This window comes from Thermobrachium celere DSM 8682, from assembly GCF_000430995.1.
Taxonomy (GTDB): Bacteria; Bacillota; Clostridia; order Clostridiales; family Caloramatoraceae; genus Thermobrachium; species Thermobrachium celere.
The window spans coordinates 477,046-496,870 of the sequence record NZ_HF952018.1 but is presented as its reverse complement, the minus strand read 5'-3'; the positions used below and the strand labels follow the sequence as shown (position 1 = coordinate 496,870).

The window sequence follows — 19,825 nt, the reverse complement described above, 5'->3', positions numbered from 1 at the left end:
AAAATGATAAAAATAAAGAAATATTGAATTATATAAAATAATCTGCTTTTAAAGTAGATGTTGTATTTTTTATACCTTTTGCATATAATATTAATTAAAAATATAAATATGGTGAAAAGATCCAATGAAGGGAAGCAAGTAAGCATATGGGATGTTTACAGAGAGCTGCTGGTGGTGGAAATGCAGTAACTTACCATAGGCTGAATGGGTCCTAGAGGATTTGGGTGAAATTTTAGTAGCCTAAAACGCATGCTCGCCGTTAAATGAGCAGGATATGTTAGTATCCTACAGAGGAGAAGCTTTTGCTTCTTGAAATAGGTGGTACCGCGTAATACTACGCCCTATGCTTTGCATAGGGCTTTTATTTATACCATAAAGGAGGAGGATTAATATGGAAAATCAAAAAAAGGTATTATTTAGTGGTATTAAGCCTTCAGGAGAACTAACCTTAGGTAACTACTTAGGTGCTATAAAAAATTGGGTAAAGCTTCAAGATGAATATGAATCATACTTCTGCGTTGTTGATTTGCATGCAATTACAGTTAGACAGGAACCAAAGGATTTAAGAGCTCGTACACTTCAAATACTTGCTACATATATAGCCTCAGGTATAGATCCTGATAAATGCACATTATTCATACAATCCCATGTTCCAGCCCACAGCGAAGCTCAATGGCTTTTAAACTGCTTTACCTACATGGGAGAACTAAGCAGAATGACTCAATATAAAGATAAATCACAAAAACTTGGTGAAAGCATAAGTGCAGGGCTTTTTAACTATCCTGTTTTAATGGCTGCGGATATACTTTTATACAATACTGACCTTGTTCCTGTTGGAAAGGATCAAAAGCAACATTTAGAACTTGCAAGAGATATTGCTATAAGATTTAACAACCTATATAGCCCAACCTTTAAGGTACCAGAAGCGTATATTCCAGAAGCTGGTGCAAAGATAATGGACCTACAAAATCCTGAAAAGAAGATGTCAAAATCAGAGGATAATCCAAATGGATATATACTAATAAACGATTCTCCAGATGTAATAAGAAAGAAAATATCAAGAGCAGTTACAGATAGTATAGGTGTTGTAAACTACTCAGACGAACAGCCAGGAATAAAGAACTTAATTAACATAATAGCTGCAATAACCGGCAGAAAGCCTGAAGATATAGTTAAAGATTATGAAGGTCAAGGCTATGCAAAACTAAAACAGGATGTTGCTGAAATAGTTGTTGAAGAATTAAGACCTATACAAGAAAGAATAAACCAAATCATGTCTGACAAAGCATACCTTGAATCTATCTATAGAAAAGGAGCTGAAAAGGCAAACTATGTAGCTAACAAAACCTTAAGGAAAATGCAAAGAAAAATTGGATTTATACAACTATAATAGTGCCACCCAAGTGAAATGTGACATTTTCCTTCTATATCCAATAAAATTTTTAAAATGAACTAACGTAGCTATAGATCCTATGGAGTTAATGAATTTATACATATTTCATTAACTCCATATTTTTGTATTTATTTTATATATTTTTGTTAATCTTCATTACTATTAAATGTATATATTGATTTTTTTTGGTTAAGAGTTATAATTAAAGTATGTTTAGTATAAGTAAACTAAAAGTTTAATATTATAGTAAAGGGTGTAAAAATGAAAATAGGAAAAAAGATTAAAGAATTAAGAATCAAAAAAGGTCTTACACAAGAGGAACTAGCGGATAGATGTGAGCTTTCTAAAGGTTTTATTTCTCAACTTGAAAGGGATTTAACATCTCCCTCTATTAATACATTAATGGACATATTAGAATGCCTTGGAACAAATATTAAGGACTTTTTTAATGATAACAGCGATGAAAAAATTGTATTTAAAAAAGAGGATGCTTTTGAAAAGGAAAATCCAGATCTTAAAAATATTATTAGCTGGATAGTTCCAAATGCACAGAAAAATATAATGGAGCCTATAATAATAACATTAGACGAAGGCGGTTCATCAGAAATTGATGCTCCACATGATGGTGAGGAATTTGGGTATGTACTATCTGGGTCTATAATATTAGTTGTTGGAAATAAAATGTTTAAATTAAAAAAGGGACAATGTTTCTACTTCAAACCAAACAGCAACCACTACATAAAAAACAATGGAAAGACAAAGGCACAGATACTTTGGGTATCTAGTCCTCCCTCTTTTTAATGAATTTATCTTATATAAATAAAGAGGCAAAGGAGATGAGTTTAATTGAAAAGATTAAGTAAGTTATTGATCTTTATTTTTATTGCACTTGCTGTTATTCCATTAGCCTCCTGTTCTAAAGAAGAAAAAGTAACACTTAATGTATACAACTGGGGTGACTATATAGACGAGACAGTAATATCTGAGTTTGAAAATAAATATAGAATTAAAGTAAATTACGAAACATTTGCAACAAATGAAGATATGTATGTTAAAATAAAGGCTGGTGGAACAGCATTTGATGTAGCTATACCTTCAGAATATATGATTTCAAAAATGATTAAGGAAGGCATGCTTGAGAAAATTGATTTTTCAAATGTGCCAAATTATAAATACATTGATGAAAAGTTTAAGGGACTTGAATTTGACCCTAATAATGAATATTCTGTACCCTATATGTGGGGTGTTGTTGGTATAGTATACAACAAAAAGATGGTATCTGATCCTGTTGATAGCTGGAGCATACTTTGGAATGAAAAGTATAAGAAGCAAATTCTTATGCTTGATAGTCAAAGGGAATCTATAGGAGTTGCTCTGCAAAAGCTTGGATATTCTTTAAATACAACCGATAAGGATAAGTTAGAACAAGCAAAACAAGAATTAATAAAACAAAAGCCTCTTGTACTTGCATATGTTGGAGATGAAATAAAGGATAAAATGATATCTGGAGAGGCTGCACTTGCTGTTGCTTGGGCAGGTGATGCAGTGTTTATGAAAAAGCAAAACCCAGACTTAGAATTTGTTGTACCTAAAGAAGGAAGCAATCTATTTATCGACTGTATGGTTATCCCAAAAACTTCAAAACACAAAAAAGAAGCAGAAATGTTTATTAACTTTATGTGTGAAACTGAAATTGCTAAGAAGAATGCCGAATATATAGGATACTCCACTCCACACAAAGAAGCATATAAAATGCTAGATGAACAAATAAGAAATGATAAAACTGCATATCCAGATGATGAAGTTATTAAAAGATGTGAAGTGTATAAGGATTTATCAGACATGCTAAAGGAATATGATAGAATATGGACTGAGGTAAAGGCTGCCCAATAAAGTGCCACCCAAGTGAAATGTGACATTTTCCATTGATTGGTTGTGTCATATTTCACTTTTTTATTTATAAACAAAAGCTATAACAATATGAGAACAAATATAATATTTTGAACATATCTCAAATTGAGATAGAGTGCTATTGAAATAATCTTCAACAGCCTTTATTTTTAATTCTGTTGAATATTTTTTATTAGAATCTTTAATTATTAACCCTTTTGCTCCTTCTACTTTATATTTCCTTACCCAATTTAAAAATACCTTCTTCTTCTTATTTACACCAATCTCACAACATATTTGTTTTGTTGTCTTAATATTGTTTAAATATTCTTCAACACTTTTAAGTTTTATATCAAAATCGTATACGCCTTTCTTTCTCATAAAAATATACTCCTCTCTATGGTAAACAATTTTTACATTTTTAATCTGTCTACCATAAAGGGAGCATATCACAATAATTTTTGTTACACAAATTGGAAAATTTCACATTTCACCTGGGTGGCACTTTTTTACCAGCTTCCGGAAGAGCCACCTCCACCAGAGGAACCTCCTCCAAAACCACCAAATCCGCCACCTGAGGAGCCTCCACCAAATCCGCTAAATCCTCCGCCACCAAAACCTCCTCTTGGACCTCTTCTATTATCTGAGCTTATCAATAAATATAGTATCGTTCTTAAAATATACCATTTTAAAAATAGTCCATCCGCTGCAAATAGAATAAAAATAAACAAAAGTATATAAAATGGATCCATTCCTGTTGAGTTATTATTATTATTGCCTCTAATTGGAACTATGTTTTTATCTAGTGCCTCAAGTTCAACTCCATACTCCTTTGCAACTTCACTACAAAGAGCTTGATATCCAAGGAGTATTCCATTTGAATAATCCCCCTGTTTAAAATATGGTATTATATATTCATCTCTTATGCGACCGGTTTTACCATCAGGAAGCGCACCTTCTAATCCATATCCTACTTCTATTCTCATTTTTCTATCTTTAACTGCAACAAGAAAAAGCACCCCATTATCTTTTCCCTTTTGTCCTATACCCCACCTTCTAAATAATTCATTCGCATATTCCTCTATGCTTAAACCTTCAGTTGAGTCTAATGTTACAACTGTAATTTCTGCACCTGTTTTTGCATAAAGCTCACTTCCAAGCTGAAGTATTTTCCCCTTAGCATTGTTATCTATTATATTTGCATAATCATTAAAATACTTATACTCTGTTGGCTGTGGAATCTTAGGTGTTGCAAAAGCTATTATGCTAAAAAATAATATTAAAATAATACTTAGGGGAAGGAATTTTTTCTTCATAAAATTCCCCCCTAAAACTTGACATTAGGTGCATTTTGCGCATTTGGATTTGCTTCGAAATATTGTTTTTCAGTAAAACCAAATATTCTTGCAATAATCACAGTAGGAAATCTCTTAATTTTAACATTATATTCCTTAACTGCAGCGTTATAATCCTTTCTTGCAACTGCTATTCTATTTTCAGTACCAGCAAGTTCATCCATAAGCTGTCTAAAATTCGCATCTGACTTTAAGTTTGGATAATTTTCAACAACAACCAAAAGTCTTGATAGTGCACTATTTAGTTCATTATTTGCAGCTGCTTGCTCCTGAGGTGTTCTTGCCCCTGCAAGCTTTGCTCTTGCATCTGTAACAGATTGGATAACTTCTTTTTCTTGCTTTGCATATCCTTTAACAGTTTCAACTAGATTAGGTATTAAATCTGCTCTTCTTTGTAGCTGATTCTGTATTTGGCTATACGTTTCATTTATCTTCTCACTTTTTGAAACTAAACCATTGTAACTTCCTATACCCCAAATTACCAAAAGCGCAACAACAGCTATAGCAATTATTTTTCCATTTAATCTTCCCATATTCATACCTCCCTTAAATTGTGTTTGTTATAGTATTACATAACTAATATCAAAATTCAAACATTCTTTTTTAATTTTTTTATATACCTACATTTATTTTTAGCTATTTAATTAAAATAATCATGGATATATATACTCTTCCTTTGGCTTTTTTATTAAATCTACACTTTTTGCATCAATAACTGGAATTTCTTGATTATCATAACAACCTTTTTTAATATTCCCCCTTACTCTAACCCACTCATTTTCCTTTACATTATAACTTCCTTCTACCATAAGACCAACTACCTGAGCATCTGCCGCACAACAGTTTACAAGCATCCTTGCCACAACAAATTGATTTTTATTAAATTCTTTATTTCTAAATATAAACCCCTCTATTACAATTTCTCTTCCTAGATATTTATCTAAGTTATTATGAAGCTCTTCCATTACATCCAAATAGTTTTTGTTATCTACATTGATTATTCCTTCACCAATACCTTCTCCCTTTAACATAATAGGCATAGTAAAGTATGCTTCTTTATTTCTAGCAATGTTTTGCGTTGAATTTTCAAATTCATATACTCCACATACAAATATAAACATAACAAACATAAAATAAGGTAAAACTCTTAGCCTATGCTTATGATTATGTTTATTAGTTTTAAATAGTTTATAAACCTCAAATAAAAACAACATAAATAGCATAACGGATGCAAAAACACTATATATAAAAAGCCTTGGATGTAAAAAGTAATAAATTTTCCCTGTTACATTTAGTAGCGTAGTGATTAAAAACAGTAAAAACAATATACTAGTCCATAATATATTTTCAAACTTCATATTTTCACCTCAACACAAATGATGTATTTATAAATGTTCCACATAAAATGGATATCAAAAATATTAGTAGGATAAGTTCAACTGCAAATCTTTTTTTAAATGACGAAAATAGAACCAATGTATTTTTAATATCTATCATTGGTCCTAAAATTAAAAATGTCACTAAGGAACCAACTGTAAACTGCTGTATAAATGTTCTTGCAATAAATGCATCTGCCTCAGAGCAAAGAGATATAACATATGCAAAAATACCCATAGCCACAACTGATAGAAAACTATCTCTCGAATAGATTGATATTAAAGACTTTATATTAGCTGTCTGCATTATAGCTGAAATTAAAGCACCAAATATTAAAAATTTACCTATATCTAAAAATTCATGGCTAGTGTGGTCAAATATTTCATATAGCTTTGATTTATGATGATGACAACAACAACTATGATGATTATAAGTTTCTAAAACAACTTTATTATCACCTTCAAGGTACCAAAGTAAAAGGCCTATTATTAGAGAAACTGCTAAACCAAAACCTATTCTTAAAAATAGCATGTATTTTTTATCATAAAATGCGTTATAGGTTGAAAGTATTACAACAGGATTTATTATTGGACATGAAAGCATAAATGTAATAGCTACATAACTTGGAACACCCTTTTTAATCAACCTTCTTACAACAGGTATTATTCCACATTCACAAATTGGAATAAAAAATCCTAATAAAGAGGCTGTTATGATTGCAAAAAATTTATTTTTAGGTATTAGTTTATGTATGGTAGCTTCTGAAACAAAAACCTGTATTATTGCTGAAACAAAGGACCCTAAAAGTATAAAAGGAATGGTCTCAAGTATTATACTGATAAATATTGCGGAAAAACTATTAAAGACATCTTTATCAATTTTTATAAATTTAATCCCAAGTATATTTAGTGAAATCATAATTATAATGCCAAAAAAAATAAACTTTAGAATTGAACTTGTTTTAAGTTCGTTAAGATGTTCCATAACTTAAAATACCTCCTAATAATTTTCTATTTAATTATATTACTATTTATTTATAATAATACCTCACTTATAAGAAATTGCAAATCACTTGCATTTACATATTGTTAAGATAAAAGCAAATAATAAATATATATTAATTCTAGGAGATGATAAAATTGAAAAATAAAACATTATCTATTTTATCTTTTTTAATCACTGGATTTATATTTTATAATTTAGCCAAATTTGATATGAACTGCTCTGCTGAAGCAGATGATAATTCTAGTATAAAAACTATATATCTTACTTTTGATGATGGACCAAGCTACAAAATAACAAACCAAATTTTAAATATCTTAAAGGAAAAAGAGGTAAAAGCAACATTTTTTCTTATTGGAAATAAGGTTCATGATAGAAGTGAAATAGTTAAAAGAATATATAAAGAAGGTCATTCAATTGGATTGCATACCTATACCCATAAAATGAAACTTGTTTATAAAAGTAAAGATGCTTTTATTGAAGAAATGATAAAAACTGAAGATGCCATATATGAAGTTATTGGTATTAGACCAAAAATAATAAGGTTCCCAGGTGGAAGTACAGGGCGACTTGATGAAGAACTACATGAGAGGCTGCACCAATTAGGATATAAGGTGTATGACTGGAATGCAAGAATTTCAGATGGATATGTGCCAAGCAAAGCACCTGATGTTTTGTATAGAGAAGCTATTAAAACAAGCCAAAAATGGAATACAGTTTTTCTTCTTATGCACTGCAGTGAAACAGACAAAAATACTGTAAAAGCACTGCCAAAGATTATAGACTATTTCAAGGAGAAGGGTTATATGTTTGAAACTATAGATGAAAACACACCTGAATACTATTTTAGATACAAAAAAAGGTAAGCCTATTGCTTACCTTGCTACAAACTGCTTTAATTCCTGTATAAAATTATAAGCCTCTACACCCTTTATAACATCAGGTTTTATTGCGTTTAAATTAGCTTCTACCTTGGCAATTTGATATACTAATCTATCATTTTCCGATTTATTAACTTGTGTTTGATGTTCAAGAGCCTTTAAAATTTGAGTATTTTCGTCTACCTGTACTTTTATATATTTTACATCAGCTTTTAATACAGCTACATCAGCCTCTATATTATCAATTCTTGATTCTAATTTATCAATTCTTGATTCTAATTTATCAATTCTTGATTCTAATTTATCAATTCTTGATTCTAATTTATCAATTCTTGATTCCAATTTATCCATTCTTAATTCTAATTTGTCCATTCTTTGGTTTAGCTTAGAAATATCCTCACGAATAGGCTGAAGTTCCTCTCTTATAACCAATCTTAATGCATCAATAATTGCTGTATCCATTATTACCACTCCCTTTATATTATATTATATATAAAATAGCAGAGATAGAAAATATGAAAAACCTGAATTAAAAAATAAAGTATTAATATCTTCATCTTTAATTTTGGGTAAATATTCATATAAATTAGGTGTAACTACTGCCATCTTAGGGCTTTGGGGAAGTAGTTTTTTAAAACTCCCTTTGCAACTTTTCCAAAGCTTAGGGAGTAGCCATCCACATTTATAAGATACCACCCGTCCTCTAAATCCACGTTTAGTGTATACCCTTCTATATATTTTCTTATTTCCTCTGAATCTCTTGTAAAGTTTATATTTCTATATACTTCATCCATCTTTAAGGTTGCCGCAAGTGCATAATCTGGTTCAAATCTGTTTTTCTTAAATTCTCCAAGGAGGATACCTGGACGAAGTACATTTAAATCCTTTAAATCAAAGCAGTCCTCTGGAACATAGTAAAGCCTATCTCCTCTTAATAACAGTCTTTCATCATCAAAATCAAACTTTAATGTATCCTTTACAAACCTTCTAAAATCGTCTATGTCCCTTTTGCCAATATTGGTCTTTAGTTTTTTGGGTTCTTCTATATCTCCATCAAGCTTTCTTAAAAGGGCAAGGAAATGCCCTTCTCCCTTTAGTCTGTGGGGCATAAGCCTTGCAACCTTTTTAAGTTCAGGGTTATTAAATACTTCATAAAATCCTTCTCTAAATCCATACTTCTTTTCTATATTAACAAGTTCGAAATTCTTATTTTCCTTTAAAAATTCATCTATTATAAACTCATTTTCCTCAATGGAGAATGTACAGGTTGAATATACCATAAGACCGCCAGGCTTTAGCATATTAGCAGCAGACCTTAAAATTGGTCTTTGCATCCCCTGATAGTTTAAAACATTTTCCACACTCCAGTAATTTAAAGCATCTTTATCTTTTTTAAACATACCTTCTCCCGAACAGGGTGCATCAACTATAACCTTATCAAAATATCCTGTAAATACCCTCTCAAGCTCCTCTGGAGAGTTGTTAGTTACAACTGCATTTTTTATTCCCATTCTTTCTACATTTTGAACAAGTATTTGGGCTCTTTTAAGTTTAATCTCATTTGAAACAAGAAGCCCTTCTCCCTGAAGGTAGGATGCAGCCTGTGTTGATTTTCCACCAGGCGATGCACAAAGATCTAATACCTTCTCACCCTTTTTAATTTGAACTTGAGGTGCAACAGACATTGCACTTGGTTCCTGCACATAAAAAAGCCCTGCAGCGTGATAGGGGTCCTTTCCTGGTTTTTCTTCCTCTATGTAAAAACCCCTCTCCTCCCAAGGCACTCTATCTAATATTTTATATGGAGATATCTTTAAAAAATCTTCAACACTTATTTTTAGTGTATTTACTCTGATCCCTTGATATCTTTCATATTCATAGCTTTTTAAAAAGTCATCAAACTCATCCTTCAAAAGTTCCTTCATTCTATCTAGAAACTTCTCTGGCAGCCTCATAATATTCCTCCGTACATAGTTTTTAGTTTTGTTAAGTTATATGATATTTGAATTTCATCTCCCCTTTGAGTTATCTTAAAGATAGCCAACAATAAAATACCTCCGAAGGAGAGATGAAATTATGTGCAAATTAATGAATAATCTTTCATGCCCAAGATGCCACAGTCATAACCTCTATCGATTTGGTAAAGATAAAGCTGGTAAGCAGAAATATCAATGTAGAAATTGTAAACGTCAGTTTACTCTCGAAGATTGTTCAGGCAAGAAAAAGAGTCTTTTGAGAGGATACCCTCGTTGCCCTGTTTGTGGGTATGGCATGTATTTACACCATGATTACGAGTATTACTCTCATTATACTTGCAACTCTAAAAAATGTGCTCATTCTGTTTATGTCGCAAAACCTAATAATATACAATCTGCATCTTGTGAATTAATTAAAGGAAAGATGGACTTTAAAAGAATGAGATTTCCTTTGTTTTTAATTCTTTCTGCACTTAATCTTTATTACTTAAATGGTTCTTCAACTAGACGAATATCTCAATTCTTTAAAGTAACTTATAATATTAAAGTGTCTCATGTAACTATTGCATCTTGGTGCAAAAAATTTGCTCCTATATTTCTAAGTATAGCTAATAGACTTACTAAAAATCTCGATTTAGGCACCTCTGATGAATGGCATGCCGACGAAACTGTCGTTTTTATAAATGGTGAAAAGCATTATCTTTGGTTAATTATTGATTCAGAAACCAGAATGGTTTTAGGTTTCAATTTAACAGCATCAAGAGATGCTTCGCAAGCTTTTGCTTTGTTTAAATCTGCAAGCAAATTTGGATGTCCATCGGCTATTGTAACCGACAGACTAGACTCATATAATCTTGCAGCTAAAACTATTTTTAATAATTCTAAGCATATCAAAGTACAATCATTTAAGGATGATATCTCTAACAACCTGATAGAAGCTTTTAATNTTATTGATTCAGAAACCAGAATGGTTTTAGGTTTCAATTTAACAGCATCAAGAGATGCTTCGCAAGCTTTTGCTTTGTTTAAATCTGCAAGCAAATTTGGATGTCCATCGGCTATTGTAACCGACAGACTAGACTCATATAATCTTGCAGCTAAAACTATTTTTAATAATTCTAAGCATATCAAAGTACAATCATTTAAGGATGATATCTCTAACAACCTGATAGAAGCTTTTAATGATACATTTAAAGATTGGTATAAGCGCAAGCGAGGATTTAAATCATTTGAAAGTGCAAACACTCTGATAGCAATGTTTATTTTCCATTATAATTTTTTAAGACCTCACTATTCTTTAAACAATCTAACCCCTGCACAAGTAGCTGGGATATTAGTTGATGAAAAAGCAATGAATAATTGGCTTCTATCTGCTTAATTTAAAATAAAGCATATCTTTTCATACACCTACATTTTTAAGTTTTTGTAGGTGCCTTCGGCATGCCTATTTTTTATAAATTCCCTAGTTATTAAAAATTATTTTTTAGAATTTAATAAAAACCTGAGTAATTTTGAGTAATTATACATCTAGCTACGCTATTTTTTCATATTTACTTAACACAATCTAGTTTTTTCATAGATATATATTTTATCATTTATGAGGCTTATATACAAGAAATTCTAAAATCCTATCTGTATTTTAGGTGACATCATAAGAAGCAGTGAAAATAACAAGATAATAAGGAGAATATATATTTTTCTCTTCATATTCCCAACCCCAAATCTATTTTCAATTACATTTTATATAATAATTAAAACTAAAGAGTAAATAATTGGTTACAAAGAAAAAAAGAAATAGTGGCAAAATGCCACTATAATTTTATCTCAATGTAAACTTTTTAACCATTACAGTAATTGAAGGCATATTATTACCAAAATATTTGTCAATATCTTGATTAATATTGTATTCATTTCCTTTATATATTACCTTTATTGCAGTTACTCTATAAGTAACTTGTTTTTCTTTTACATTTTCACTTGTTATTCTCAATCTAAATCTATCACTTATACTTTGAGTTAAACCATTATAAATAAATTTATTCTCTTGTGTATCCTTTATAACTTCAACTCCTCCATCAGTTAATGGAGTTACAATTAACTCTACTCTTGCATTAGAATCCATATTAAATAGTTGTTTATTAGTTATATCAACATTTACAGTAACAAAAGTATTATTTGGTACAAGGCTTCTATTAACCTCAATATTATTGAAATTTACATAATTATAAAAATCTCTTGGTTTTATTTCAATGCTTTCTACACGACAACTATTTGTATAATCATATTTTGAACCTTCTACTAACTTCTCACCACTAATCATTGCATCATTTAAGCTTACAACTCCTGTATCCAGGGATTTATATTTTACATTTATTGTTAATGGTGGTGGTGTTCCTTTTTTATTCTCAAAAACTATGTCACTTAAATTAACTGTTAATTTACCATTAACATATTGATAATTAACTATTTTATTTCCATCCACATAAACTTCTTCAACCTGAAGTTGCGATGGGATAGTTTGTTCAAATTTTAAATTAGTATATACTATAGATTTAGTTATTGATTTATAAATCTGATTAAATAGATTCTGTAAATTATCAGCGTTATTTATTATTTCAGAAATTCCAGCGTCTATTTTTTTAATTTCATCAAAGAATGAAGCATCTATATCTCCAGCTTCAGTATTTAAAGCGATAAAATGTACTTTATATTTTGATTTTAACTCACTTACCTTATTTTTTGTTATGTTTTTAGTTGTATCATTTGGTTGCGATCCTGGACCTAAATATTTTCCGTAAACATCTATAATCTCGCCATATTTGGTTTTATAAGATTCCTTAGCAGATCCTTCAATATAGAATGTCGGCATTCCATCTGTTAAAACAATTATATGCTTTTCTACATCTCTATTGTCACTATCTAAATACTTTTCTGCTATCAAAAGTCCTTCATGAATATTTGTTCCACCGTTTCCATACATTCTATCAACACGTTGAATTAAATAATTCTTATTATTTGTAACATTAATACTCAGTAAAGAATCATTTGGATTGTTAACTCTTGTATCAAAATCAACAACTGCAACTTTATCATCTTTAATATTTTGTATACTTTCATCATAAATTTTATTTAATAGATTTTTAGCAGCCAATGTTGTTTTATACATTTTTGTATTGAAATATTCTTGATTATCAAAAGATTGGTAATAATACTTATAAAAAAAATCTGCTGTTTCTCGATTATTATAATAGTCTTTTATATTTTGAGAATCTGTAAAATAAACCTTACTATAAACATCCCCTGTTATCTTACTATATTTGTATTCTCTAATTAAATATTTATATATATGATTTGTAGATAAGCCATTAGTAATTCTTCCTTCAAAATCAATTTCATTAACTTTTCTATAAGTATTTTTTAGTTGCATTGAACCAGATGTATCCACAACTAATACAATGTCAACTGGTTTTCTCTCAACATTTATTTCTCCCTGAGGTGTAAGTTTGTATTCGACTTCTAATGGTTCATCTAAATATAAAAAACTTCTTCCGTTATCTGTTCTTTTATTCTTTATATTTGCCTCAATATTAATGTTTGTTGGATCTATAATCAATGAATTTAGTGGAGCACTACTTAGTCTATTAAATAACTGCACTTCATTAGTTAAGATCTCTTCAACAACATCCTTTGTTTTATCATTTCCTTTATTATAATTGTACTTTAATTGAGCTGTACCAAACTTATCAATCTTACCTGTGGATATGGCCTTTAGCTTAATTACAAATTCAATTTTTCCTCTTGGATTAAAATTTAAATTATTTCCTTTCAATGTATTACCAACTATACTCCATTTATCATCTGGCAAAGTTGTTACTTGAAGATTACTTGGTATAGTATAAGTTATACCTATATTAGATATATTTTCTCCATTTCCAGAAATATCATAGCTAAACTGTAGTTCAACCTCTTGCCCTACTTTTATTAGTTCACTATTAGTTAATACTTTTGCAGTAAATTCCTTTACTTCTGATGCTTTTGTAGTTCTAATTAATCCAACTCCTAAAGTTACTGCCAAAATTAAAACTAAAGCAATTATTCTTTTCTTCAAGGTTTTCACCTCCAAAGCCTTCAAGGCTATTTAGTAACAACTTGTCTTTTAGATTTAATTAAAATATTCGTCTTTGCCTTCTCTTCAAGTCCTGCATATATTTCCTGCTCATAGTAATCATCTGCAGTTATCCCCTTTGCTGTAAACCTATAGAATTTTTGACAGTCTTCCTTTTCTTCATTACTATAATAGTTCAATAACTTTTTTGAATTCTCTTTATTTGCTTCTATTGTAATATTTTTCCCTTTAACAATCAAGTCTCCCATTGAAATAATTGTACCATATACTTTTGTCTCTCCACTGCTATTTAATGTTATATTCCCAGTACTATACAAAAAGACGTTATATCCATCATAATTTTTTAGATCTTGTATTTCAATATCCCCATCTTGTATTAATACATATGTTTTATTACCTATTATTTCTATCTTTTTATCTGGAAGACTATTTAAAAAATCTAAATCTAAATAATCTAAAAATGAATTCGAGTCTAATCCTTTGTCCTTAAAGTATATTTTTTCTAATATCTCATCCTTCTTTTTTCTTGATTCATCCTTTGCTGCATCTTCACTTAAACCATCTTCTTGTTTAAGTTCAGTTAGCTTGGATTTTATAGTATTTAAATCATTAAATGATTCTATGTTTCCGCTACCTAATTTATATATTTTATTATTAGCTATAAAAAAATATGGAAAATAACTTTCTGATATTTTTGTTTCATTAAATTCTATGCTATTTCCAAAGTCATATTGATAATCAAAGTTTTCGTTATTTAATTTTGAATAATAAAGGTAATCTAAAAGAAAGCCCATTGATTTACTAACAGGTGCACTTAGAATTGGTTCAAACAAACTTAAATTAAATGCTTCATTGCCTTTGAGTATATAATCTGAAAAATATTCTCCATAATTTTTTTTGTTGTAATTATACACAATAAAATTTGGATTTATAGCAGTAGTCTCTAATGTTTTAAATGGATTATTTCCCTTAACAAGTTCATCAACAAAGGCAACTCCAAATAAAATCACTCTTCCACCTATTCTAAGTTTTGAAGTAGTATCATTTATAACAATAGAAGATGAACTGTTATAATTAGTATTATTATTTGCTTCCTCATATGATATAAGTTCATTATCGATATTAATTTTACTATTTTTTGCATATAAAGATACATTATCTGCAATATATGCATTCTTAATTGTTATATTTGAACTATTTACTTTTTCATCTGTTATAATAGAGTGGCACCAAACATCTCCACCCTGTCCATTTTGATTCTGTTTAACTTCTATTTTAGAATTTGGAGTTACGGTTCTAACAAATCCACTTATAAAATTTTTGCTTTTATCAACATATCCTGAATATATATTACCTTCGACTATCAAATTCCCAGTTGAAGTATCCATACTTGCTATATTGGTTGGATTTTCACTTACCTTATTTGATTTTAAGTTTTGTATAGCATCAGAATCAATACCTACTAAAACTCCTCCATAGTTTTCATATGGTTTATTTTCTTCTATTTTATTACCAGTTCCCTTTGCATATATATCTCCCTTTATAGTTAATGTACTATTTCCATTCGCAATAATTATATTCCTTCCTGAAATCAATGCATAATCTAAAAGTCCATTATATCCTCTATACACTTTTTTATTTTCAGTTGCAAAAGCTTTATCTCTAAAAGGATTAAATTCAAATGTTGTTACCATATATCTTTGAACATCGCTATTTTTAAGCTTAATTTTTACTAACAATGTTTCTAATGGATATCTGCTTTTTAAATATGAAGTCAAATTATTTTTTGATATATTCTTAAATATTCTTTTATATTCATCACTATCTTCTTCTAAATCTCTAACAATTTTAAAATCCACTTCAAAATCAGAATTAACTAAAATATTTTTAATGTTATTCTTCCAGTTTTCCCAAGTACCATTTATTGTATAACTATTTTCACCTAATTTTACTTGTTTATTTATAGAATAACTGCTGTTATTGTTAAAAAATTCATCCAAATACTCCACATATTTCTCTCTAAATATATTTCTAATTTCTGTCTCATAATTTTCTTTATTTTTATCATTTAAAAAGTTTTCGTATATCGTTTTAATTTCAGGATTATCTAAGTTAGGTGCACCTGAAGGGGTATAGCAATAACTATTTGCATAACCTCTTGCTTCATCAGCTATAGCATCTAAAAAATAAAGTATTTTCTCAGTTGATGAATCAGCATAATAATATGCTTGATTTTTTTGATAAAAGCTGCTACTCTGCTTTAAAGAAGCCAATGTAATCTGCATAGCTATAACACTTGTAGTAAATAATACAGCTAACATTAAAATAACATATATCATCGCAGAACCTTTTTTGATCTTCATAAACATCACTCTCATTTTTGTATTTTTGAAAACTCATATACTTTTTCATCTAATGGGTTATTTAAATCATTTTCTTTGAATATTGATATTTTTACATATTCTATATTTTGATTTTTATTTAATTGTACATCTTCCTTTGAAATAAACTCTACATTAGGATACACAGATGCCACCTTAACATTATCTCCATTTGGTTTATTTTTAAGATTAACTGTTAAAATTCTATCTATTAAATTATTACTATTATACACACCATCTATTAAAAAATTAACATTATAATCTGTATTATTTGCATCAATTAAAAGCTTTCCAGAAGGATTCAATACTATTTCACTAAATGTCTCATCAGGTAAACTATTGAATTTGTTGTCATTTTCTTCCCTTATTTTATTTATTTTTATTTCATATTTAAATGAATTACTATTCTCCAATGTTATTTTAATAAACGCCCTATTTTTAACCTTTTCTCTATTTTCAGGTTTTTTCTCTTTTTCTAATTGACTTACTGCTATTTTACAGTCTTTCTTCCACAACTGCAGTTCATTTCCTTCAACTTTTAATACTAAATCGTAATTACTATAATCTATTCCCTTCATTTGATATTCTACTTGGCCTACCTTCTTAAATCTGATTTTATAATCAGAATTCATATATTTAATTTCTTTTGAATCACTATTTTCTAATTTTACATCCCCATTCAAATAACTTTCATATGCATAGTCAAATATATTTACTAATTCTAATTTTTCTTTAGAAAATTTATTACCTCTTATTGCAGTATTTATCATTCCCGAAACAGGAACTATTAAGATAGCAAATATAGAAAATGCAACTAAGAGTTCAACTAACGTATATCCCTTCATCTTCTTCATAACATCATCTCTTTTCAACAAAAATATTGTTGCCTATTGCTGTTAAGTTAAGCCTTGGTTTATTCTTATCATCGTTAAAAACATAAACCATTACCTTTTTACTTGTTTCATTTTTTACATTTAAAAGGATTACATTTTTATCATCTTGATATTTTCTTTCCGTTGAATAAACATATATTATTATATTTTCTGAATTTATTTTAAATTCCTTAAATCCTCCATCCTTTGGATGAGCATCTCCTTCTGTTGACATTCTATATAAAAGCTTTTCACCATTTTGTTTAAGTTCTATGTATGCCTTTTCAATTTGCTTGTTTTTACCATAAATTTTGAAATCTTCTCCTATTTTTACAATTTGTACAGCTGTCTCTGGAGAATTAAGAGTTGAGAGCATTACCAAAAAGTCCTTATTTTGTTCTATATATTCCTTTGATGTTGTGTCCACTATTGTTGTTTTTAAGGTACTACTTGAGAAAATTTTATCCTTTCCTGTTTCCAAATTAAAGTCCTGCCACTGTCTAACTGGTGCATTATTATCTTCAAATCCAAAGAATTTAAGTTCAAATGAAGCTGATATAATATCTCCGTTATTTAATGGAACAAGGGATAAACTATCAACTGAATATAAAGTGTTAAAGTCACTAGTCTCTGTAAAAAGTCTTTTAAGATTTTCATAAGTAAGTTGTGTAGTTATTTTTATACTATGAAAGTATGCCCCATCTACTTTTTTTTGGCCATTGTATTGAAATTGTTGTTTTTGTGCAATGGGTAAATCGTTTATAACAGCCCCATACTTTCTAAGTAGATTTAAAGCATCTACAACACAGAACTTTTCATCTAAATTATTAGGTAATTTTTGAGATATTTCATAGTAATTTAATTTTGTCTCTTCTATTTTATCCTTATTTTTATTGTATACCTCAACTGCTCTATCAAGTTCTGCTTTTCTATCAAGTAGTTTAGTGTTTTCTTCCTTTAAGTTACTTAATTTTAAAGACATAGATTGATAAGCATGATAAAACCCAAAACCTATAAGAAAAATTAAAAGAATTAAAAGCATTTTTTTATCCTTTTCTGTTAACTTAAACATACCCATCACTTCCTCACAATCTCAGCAGTAATTGATGTTCTTTTTTCAGTTCCTTGATTGGAAATACCATTAAAAACTATATTTTTAAATATATATGAATTTTGCATATTATAAACAAATTGTGCTATATTCTCCTCTTTTGAAGACTTTATTACAAAGGATACCTTATCTTTACTTAAAGTCATATTCTCAATAGCCATCTCTGATGGAGTTATCTCTTCAAGATTTTTTATAACTAAATTCAATGTTTCATTGTCTTTAGATACTGCATCAAAGATCGTTTTTTTGCTTTCATACAGCATTTTTATCTTTGTATATTCTTTAACTTGATTTTCAATTGGAATCAAGTTATTTATTTCTTGAGTTAATTTTGTATTTTGAACCTTATAATAAATTATTTTAGTTATAGAAATGATTGTAATTAATAAAAAAACTACAATTTCTGATATTAAAAATATGAATATTTTTTTATTATTCTCTGTATTTTTTTTGTATTGCCTGTTATATGCTTCAAGTAGGTTTATATCCTTCCCTCTATTTAACTGTAAATCTAACATATTATCCCCCTTATACTATATAAATGTTGAAACTGGAATTATAAATTTATTTTTATCAAACTCTGTTTCTACAAAATCAAGGTTTACAATATAATTTACATTAACACCAGCCTTTGCTGGTAACACCTCATCAAACTTAATCTTATTTACCAATTCACCAGTAATAAAAACATTAGTTAATTCTTGTCTTTCTCTTATTTTATAGAATTCTATTAGCTTTGTTATGTTATCGTACACCTCATTTAAAGTGTATTCATTTGTGTCTAAATAACCTTCATCATTTATATTTAAATCGTGGGGATAAGTTTTTGTAAGATGTATAATACCATCCCTTACAATTACAGCTGTTAAAAAGTTTCTCTCTACGTTTAAAAGCATTGCACTTTCCTCTTTACCTAATCCTAATTTTTTAGCTAGCTTTGTTAAAACATTTGGTTCTATATCTATCTTGCCTACTTTTAAATTCAATTTATTTACTATTGCCATAACTTGATCAATTATGTTTTTAGGAACTGCAAAAACAAGAAGCCTTAATTTTTTATTCTTTCCATCCTTTAAAACCTCAAGTATCTTGTAATCTAATATATATTTATCTATATTTACTGGGAAATATTGTGCTGATTCATATTTTAGCATTGTATATATCTTATCACTTTGTATATATGGTATTGTAACCTCTCTAACAAGAAGATTGGTAAGTCCAGATAAAACTATACTAACATTCTTCTTAGATACCTTATTTTCAAAAAAGAATTTGTTTAATTCCTCAATGATAGAATTTTCATCTAATACATCTAATACTTCATTATTACTATTTATTTTAATATCCTGAGCCTTCAATATCTTTATCTTTTTGCCCTTATTTCCTTCTACTATCTTTACAAAGTTGCTGTTAAGTTCAATACATAGACTATTAAATAAACTATCTAACATACTACTACCC

The 19,825-nt window shown here is 28.9% G+C and carries 17 protein-coding genes, 2 pseudogenes and 1 other annotated feature; of the genes and pseudogenes, 6 read left to right on the top strand and 13 right to left on the bottom strand.

All coding sequences use genetic code 11. The features are described 5' to 3' along the window. The first annotated feature begins 115 nt into the window (after positions 1-115). Positions 116-347 (top strand) — a binding site (T-box leader). Positions 348-391: 44 nt separating this feature from the next. The 3 genes from trpS (at position 392) to TCEL_RS02945 (ending at position 3,286) form a co-directional block, all read left to right on the top strand. After that, positions 392-1,390 carry a tryptophan--tRNA ligase gene (trpS, locus tag TCEL_RS02955; protein WP_018660963.1) on the top strand — a complete coding sequence of 333 codons (999 nt, stop codon included), beginning with the start codon at positions 392-394 and terminating at the stop codon, positions 1,388-1,390. Between the two features lie 264 nt (positions 1,391-1,654). Continuing rightward, positions 1,655-2,194, top strand: coding sequence for a helix-turn-helix domain-containing protein (locus TCEL_RS02950; protein WP_018660961.1), 540 nt, complete (start codon positions 1,655-1,657; stop codon positions 2,192-2,194). Between the two features lie 45 nt (positions 2,195-2,239). Beyond that, positions 2,240-3,286 carry an ABC transporter substrate-binding protein gene (locus TCEL_RS02945; RefSeq protein WP_018660959.1) on the top strand — a complete coding sequence of 349 codons (1,047 nt, stop codon included), beginning with the start codon at positions 2,240-2,242 and terminating at the stop codon, positions 3,284-3,286. A 60-nt stretch (positions 3,287-3,346) separates the two neighbouring features. Here TCEL_RS02945 and TCEL_RS02940 read toward each other — a convergent pair whose 3' ends face one another. From TCEL_RS02940 to TCEL_RS02920, 5 genes are all read right to left on the bottom strand, one after another. After that, entirely contained in the window at positions 3,347-3,664 is a 318-nt protein-coding gene (locus tag TCEL_RS02940; RefSeq protein WP_018660957.1) for a transposase, read from the bottom strand. A 128-nt stretch (positions 3,665-3,792) separates the two neighbouring features. Continuing rightward, positions 3,793-4,599, bottom strand: a complete 807-nt coding sequence (locus tag TCEL_RS02935; RefSeq protein WP_018660956.1) for a TPM domain-containing protein — start codon at positions 4,597-4,599, stop codon at positions 3,793-3,795. Between the two features lie 11 nt (positions 4,600-4,610). Continuing rightward, positions 4,611-5,177 (bottom strand): LemA family protein, encoded by a 567-nt coding sequence (locus TCEL_RS02930; protein WP_040683729.1) that lies wholly within the window; start codon positions 5,175-5,177, stop codon positions 4,611-4,613. 114 nt (positions 5,178-5,291) lie between these two features. Continuing rightward, positions 5,292-5,996: a TIGR03943 family putative permease subunit gene (locus TCEL_RS02925; RefSeq protein WP_040683728.1), complete on the bottom strand. Its 705-nt coding sequence runs from the start codon at positions 5,994-5,996 to the stop codon at positions 5,292-5,294. 4 nt (positions 5,997-6,000) lie between these two features. Then, positions 6,001-6,999 carry a permease gene (locus TCEL_RS02920; protein ID WP_018660948.1) on the bottom strand — a complete coding sequence of 333 codons (999 nt, stop codon included), beginning with the start codon at positions 6,997-6,999 and terminating at the stop codon, positions 6,001-6,003. Between the two features lie 146 nt (positions 7,000-7,145). Between TCEL_RS02920 and TCEL_RS02915 the strand changes: the two genes are divergently transcribed. Further along, positions 7,146-7,883: a polysaccharide deacetylase family protein gene (locus tag TCEL_RS02915; protein ID WP_423219071.1), complete on the top strand. Its 738-nt coding sequence runs from the start codon at positions 7,146-7,148 to the stop codon at positions 7,881-7,883. 9 nt (positions 7,884-7,892) lie between these two features. Here TCEL_RS02915 and TCEL_RS02910 read toward each other — a convergent pair whose 3' ends face one another. Both TCEL_RS02910 and TCEL_RS02905 read right to left on the bottom strand, forming a co-directional pair. Next, positions 7,893-8,360: a coiled-coil domain-containing protein gene (locus TCEL_RS02910; RefSeq protein WP_018660945.1), complete on the bottom strand. Its 468-nt coding sequence runs from the start codon at positions 8,358-8,360 to the stop codon at positions 7,893-7,895. A gap of 134 nt (positions 8,361-8,494) precedes the next feature. Then, entirely contained in the window at positions 8,495-9,853 is a 1,359-nt protein-coding gene (locus TCEL_RS02905; RefSeq protein WP_018660943.1) for an RsmF rRNA methyltransferase first C-terminal domain-containing protein, read from the bottom strand. Between the two features lie 121 nt (positions 9,854-9,974). Here TCEL_RS02905 and TCEL_RS14045 point away from each other — a divergent pair. Together TCEL_RS14045 and TCEL_RS14040 are read left to right on the top strand one after the other, a co-directional pair. Continuing rightward, a pseudogene (locus tag TCEL_RS14045) lies at positions 9,975-10,808 on the top strand (IS6 family transposase); the annotation flags it as partial. Between the two features lie 15 nt (positions 10,809-10,823). Further along, a pseudogene (locus TCEL_RS14040) lies at positions 10,824-11,252 on the top strand (DDE-type integrase/transposase/recombinase); the annotation flags it as partial. A gap of 441 nt (positions 11,253-11,693) precedes the next feature. On the opposite strand, the gene TCEL_RS02895 reads toward TCEL_RS14040, so the two are convergent. Genes TCEL_RS02895 through pilM form a run of 6 tightly spaced genes read right to left on the bottom strand, consistent with a single transcriptional unit; the run spans position 11,694 to position 19,815 of the window. Continuing rightward, a complete protein-coding gene (locus TCEL_RS02895) occupies positions 11,694-13,982 on the bottom strand; it encodes a vWA domain-containing protein (protein WP_018660938.1) in 2,289 nt (762 codons plus the stop codon). A gap of 26 nt (positions 13,983-14,008) precedes the next feature. Further along, entirely contained in the window at positions 14,009-16,363 is a 2,355-nt protein-coding gene (locus TCEL_RS02890; protein ID WP_018660937.1) for a pilus assembly PilX N-terminal domain-containing protein, read from the bottom strand. Between the two features lie 11 nt (positions 16,364-16,374). Beyond that, the gene (locus TCEL_RS02885; RefSeq protein WP_018660935.1) at positions 16,375-17,235 is read right to left on the bottom strand and encodes a PulJ/GspJ family protein; all 861 of its coding nucleotides are present in this window, start codon (positions 17,233-17,235) and stop codon (positions 16,375-16,377) included. A gap of 4 nt (positions 17,236-17,239) precedes the next feature. Next, a complete protein-coding gene (locus TCEL_RS02880; RefSeq protein ID WP_018660933.1) occupies positions 17,240-18,325 on the bottom strand; it encodes a hypothetical protein in 1,086 nt (361 codons plus the stop codon). A 5-nt stretch (positions 18,326-18,330) separates the two neighbouring features. Beyond that, complete coding sequence (locus TCEL_RS02875) at positions 18,331-18,882, bottom strand: PilN domain-containing protein (protein ID WP_018660931.1); 552 nt, start codon at positions 18,880-18,882, stop codon at positions 18,331-18,333. 15 nt (positions 18,883-18,897) lie between these two features. Further along, on the bottom strand, positions 18,898-19,815 hold the full coding sequence (pilM, locus tag TCEL_RS02870; protein ID WP_018660929.1) for a pilus assembly protein PilM: 918 nt from the start codon (positions 19,813-19,815) through the stop codon (positions 18,898-18,900). Positions 19,816-19,825: the final 10 nt, after the last annotated feature.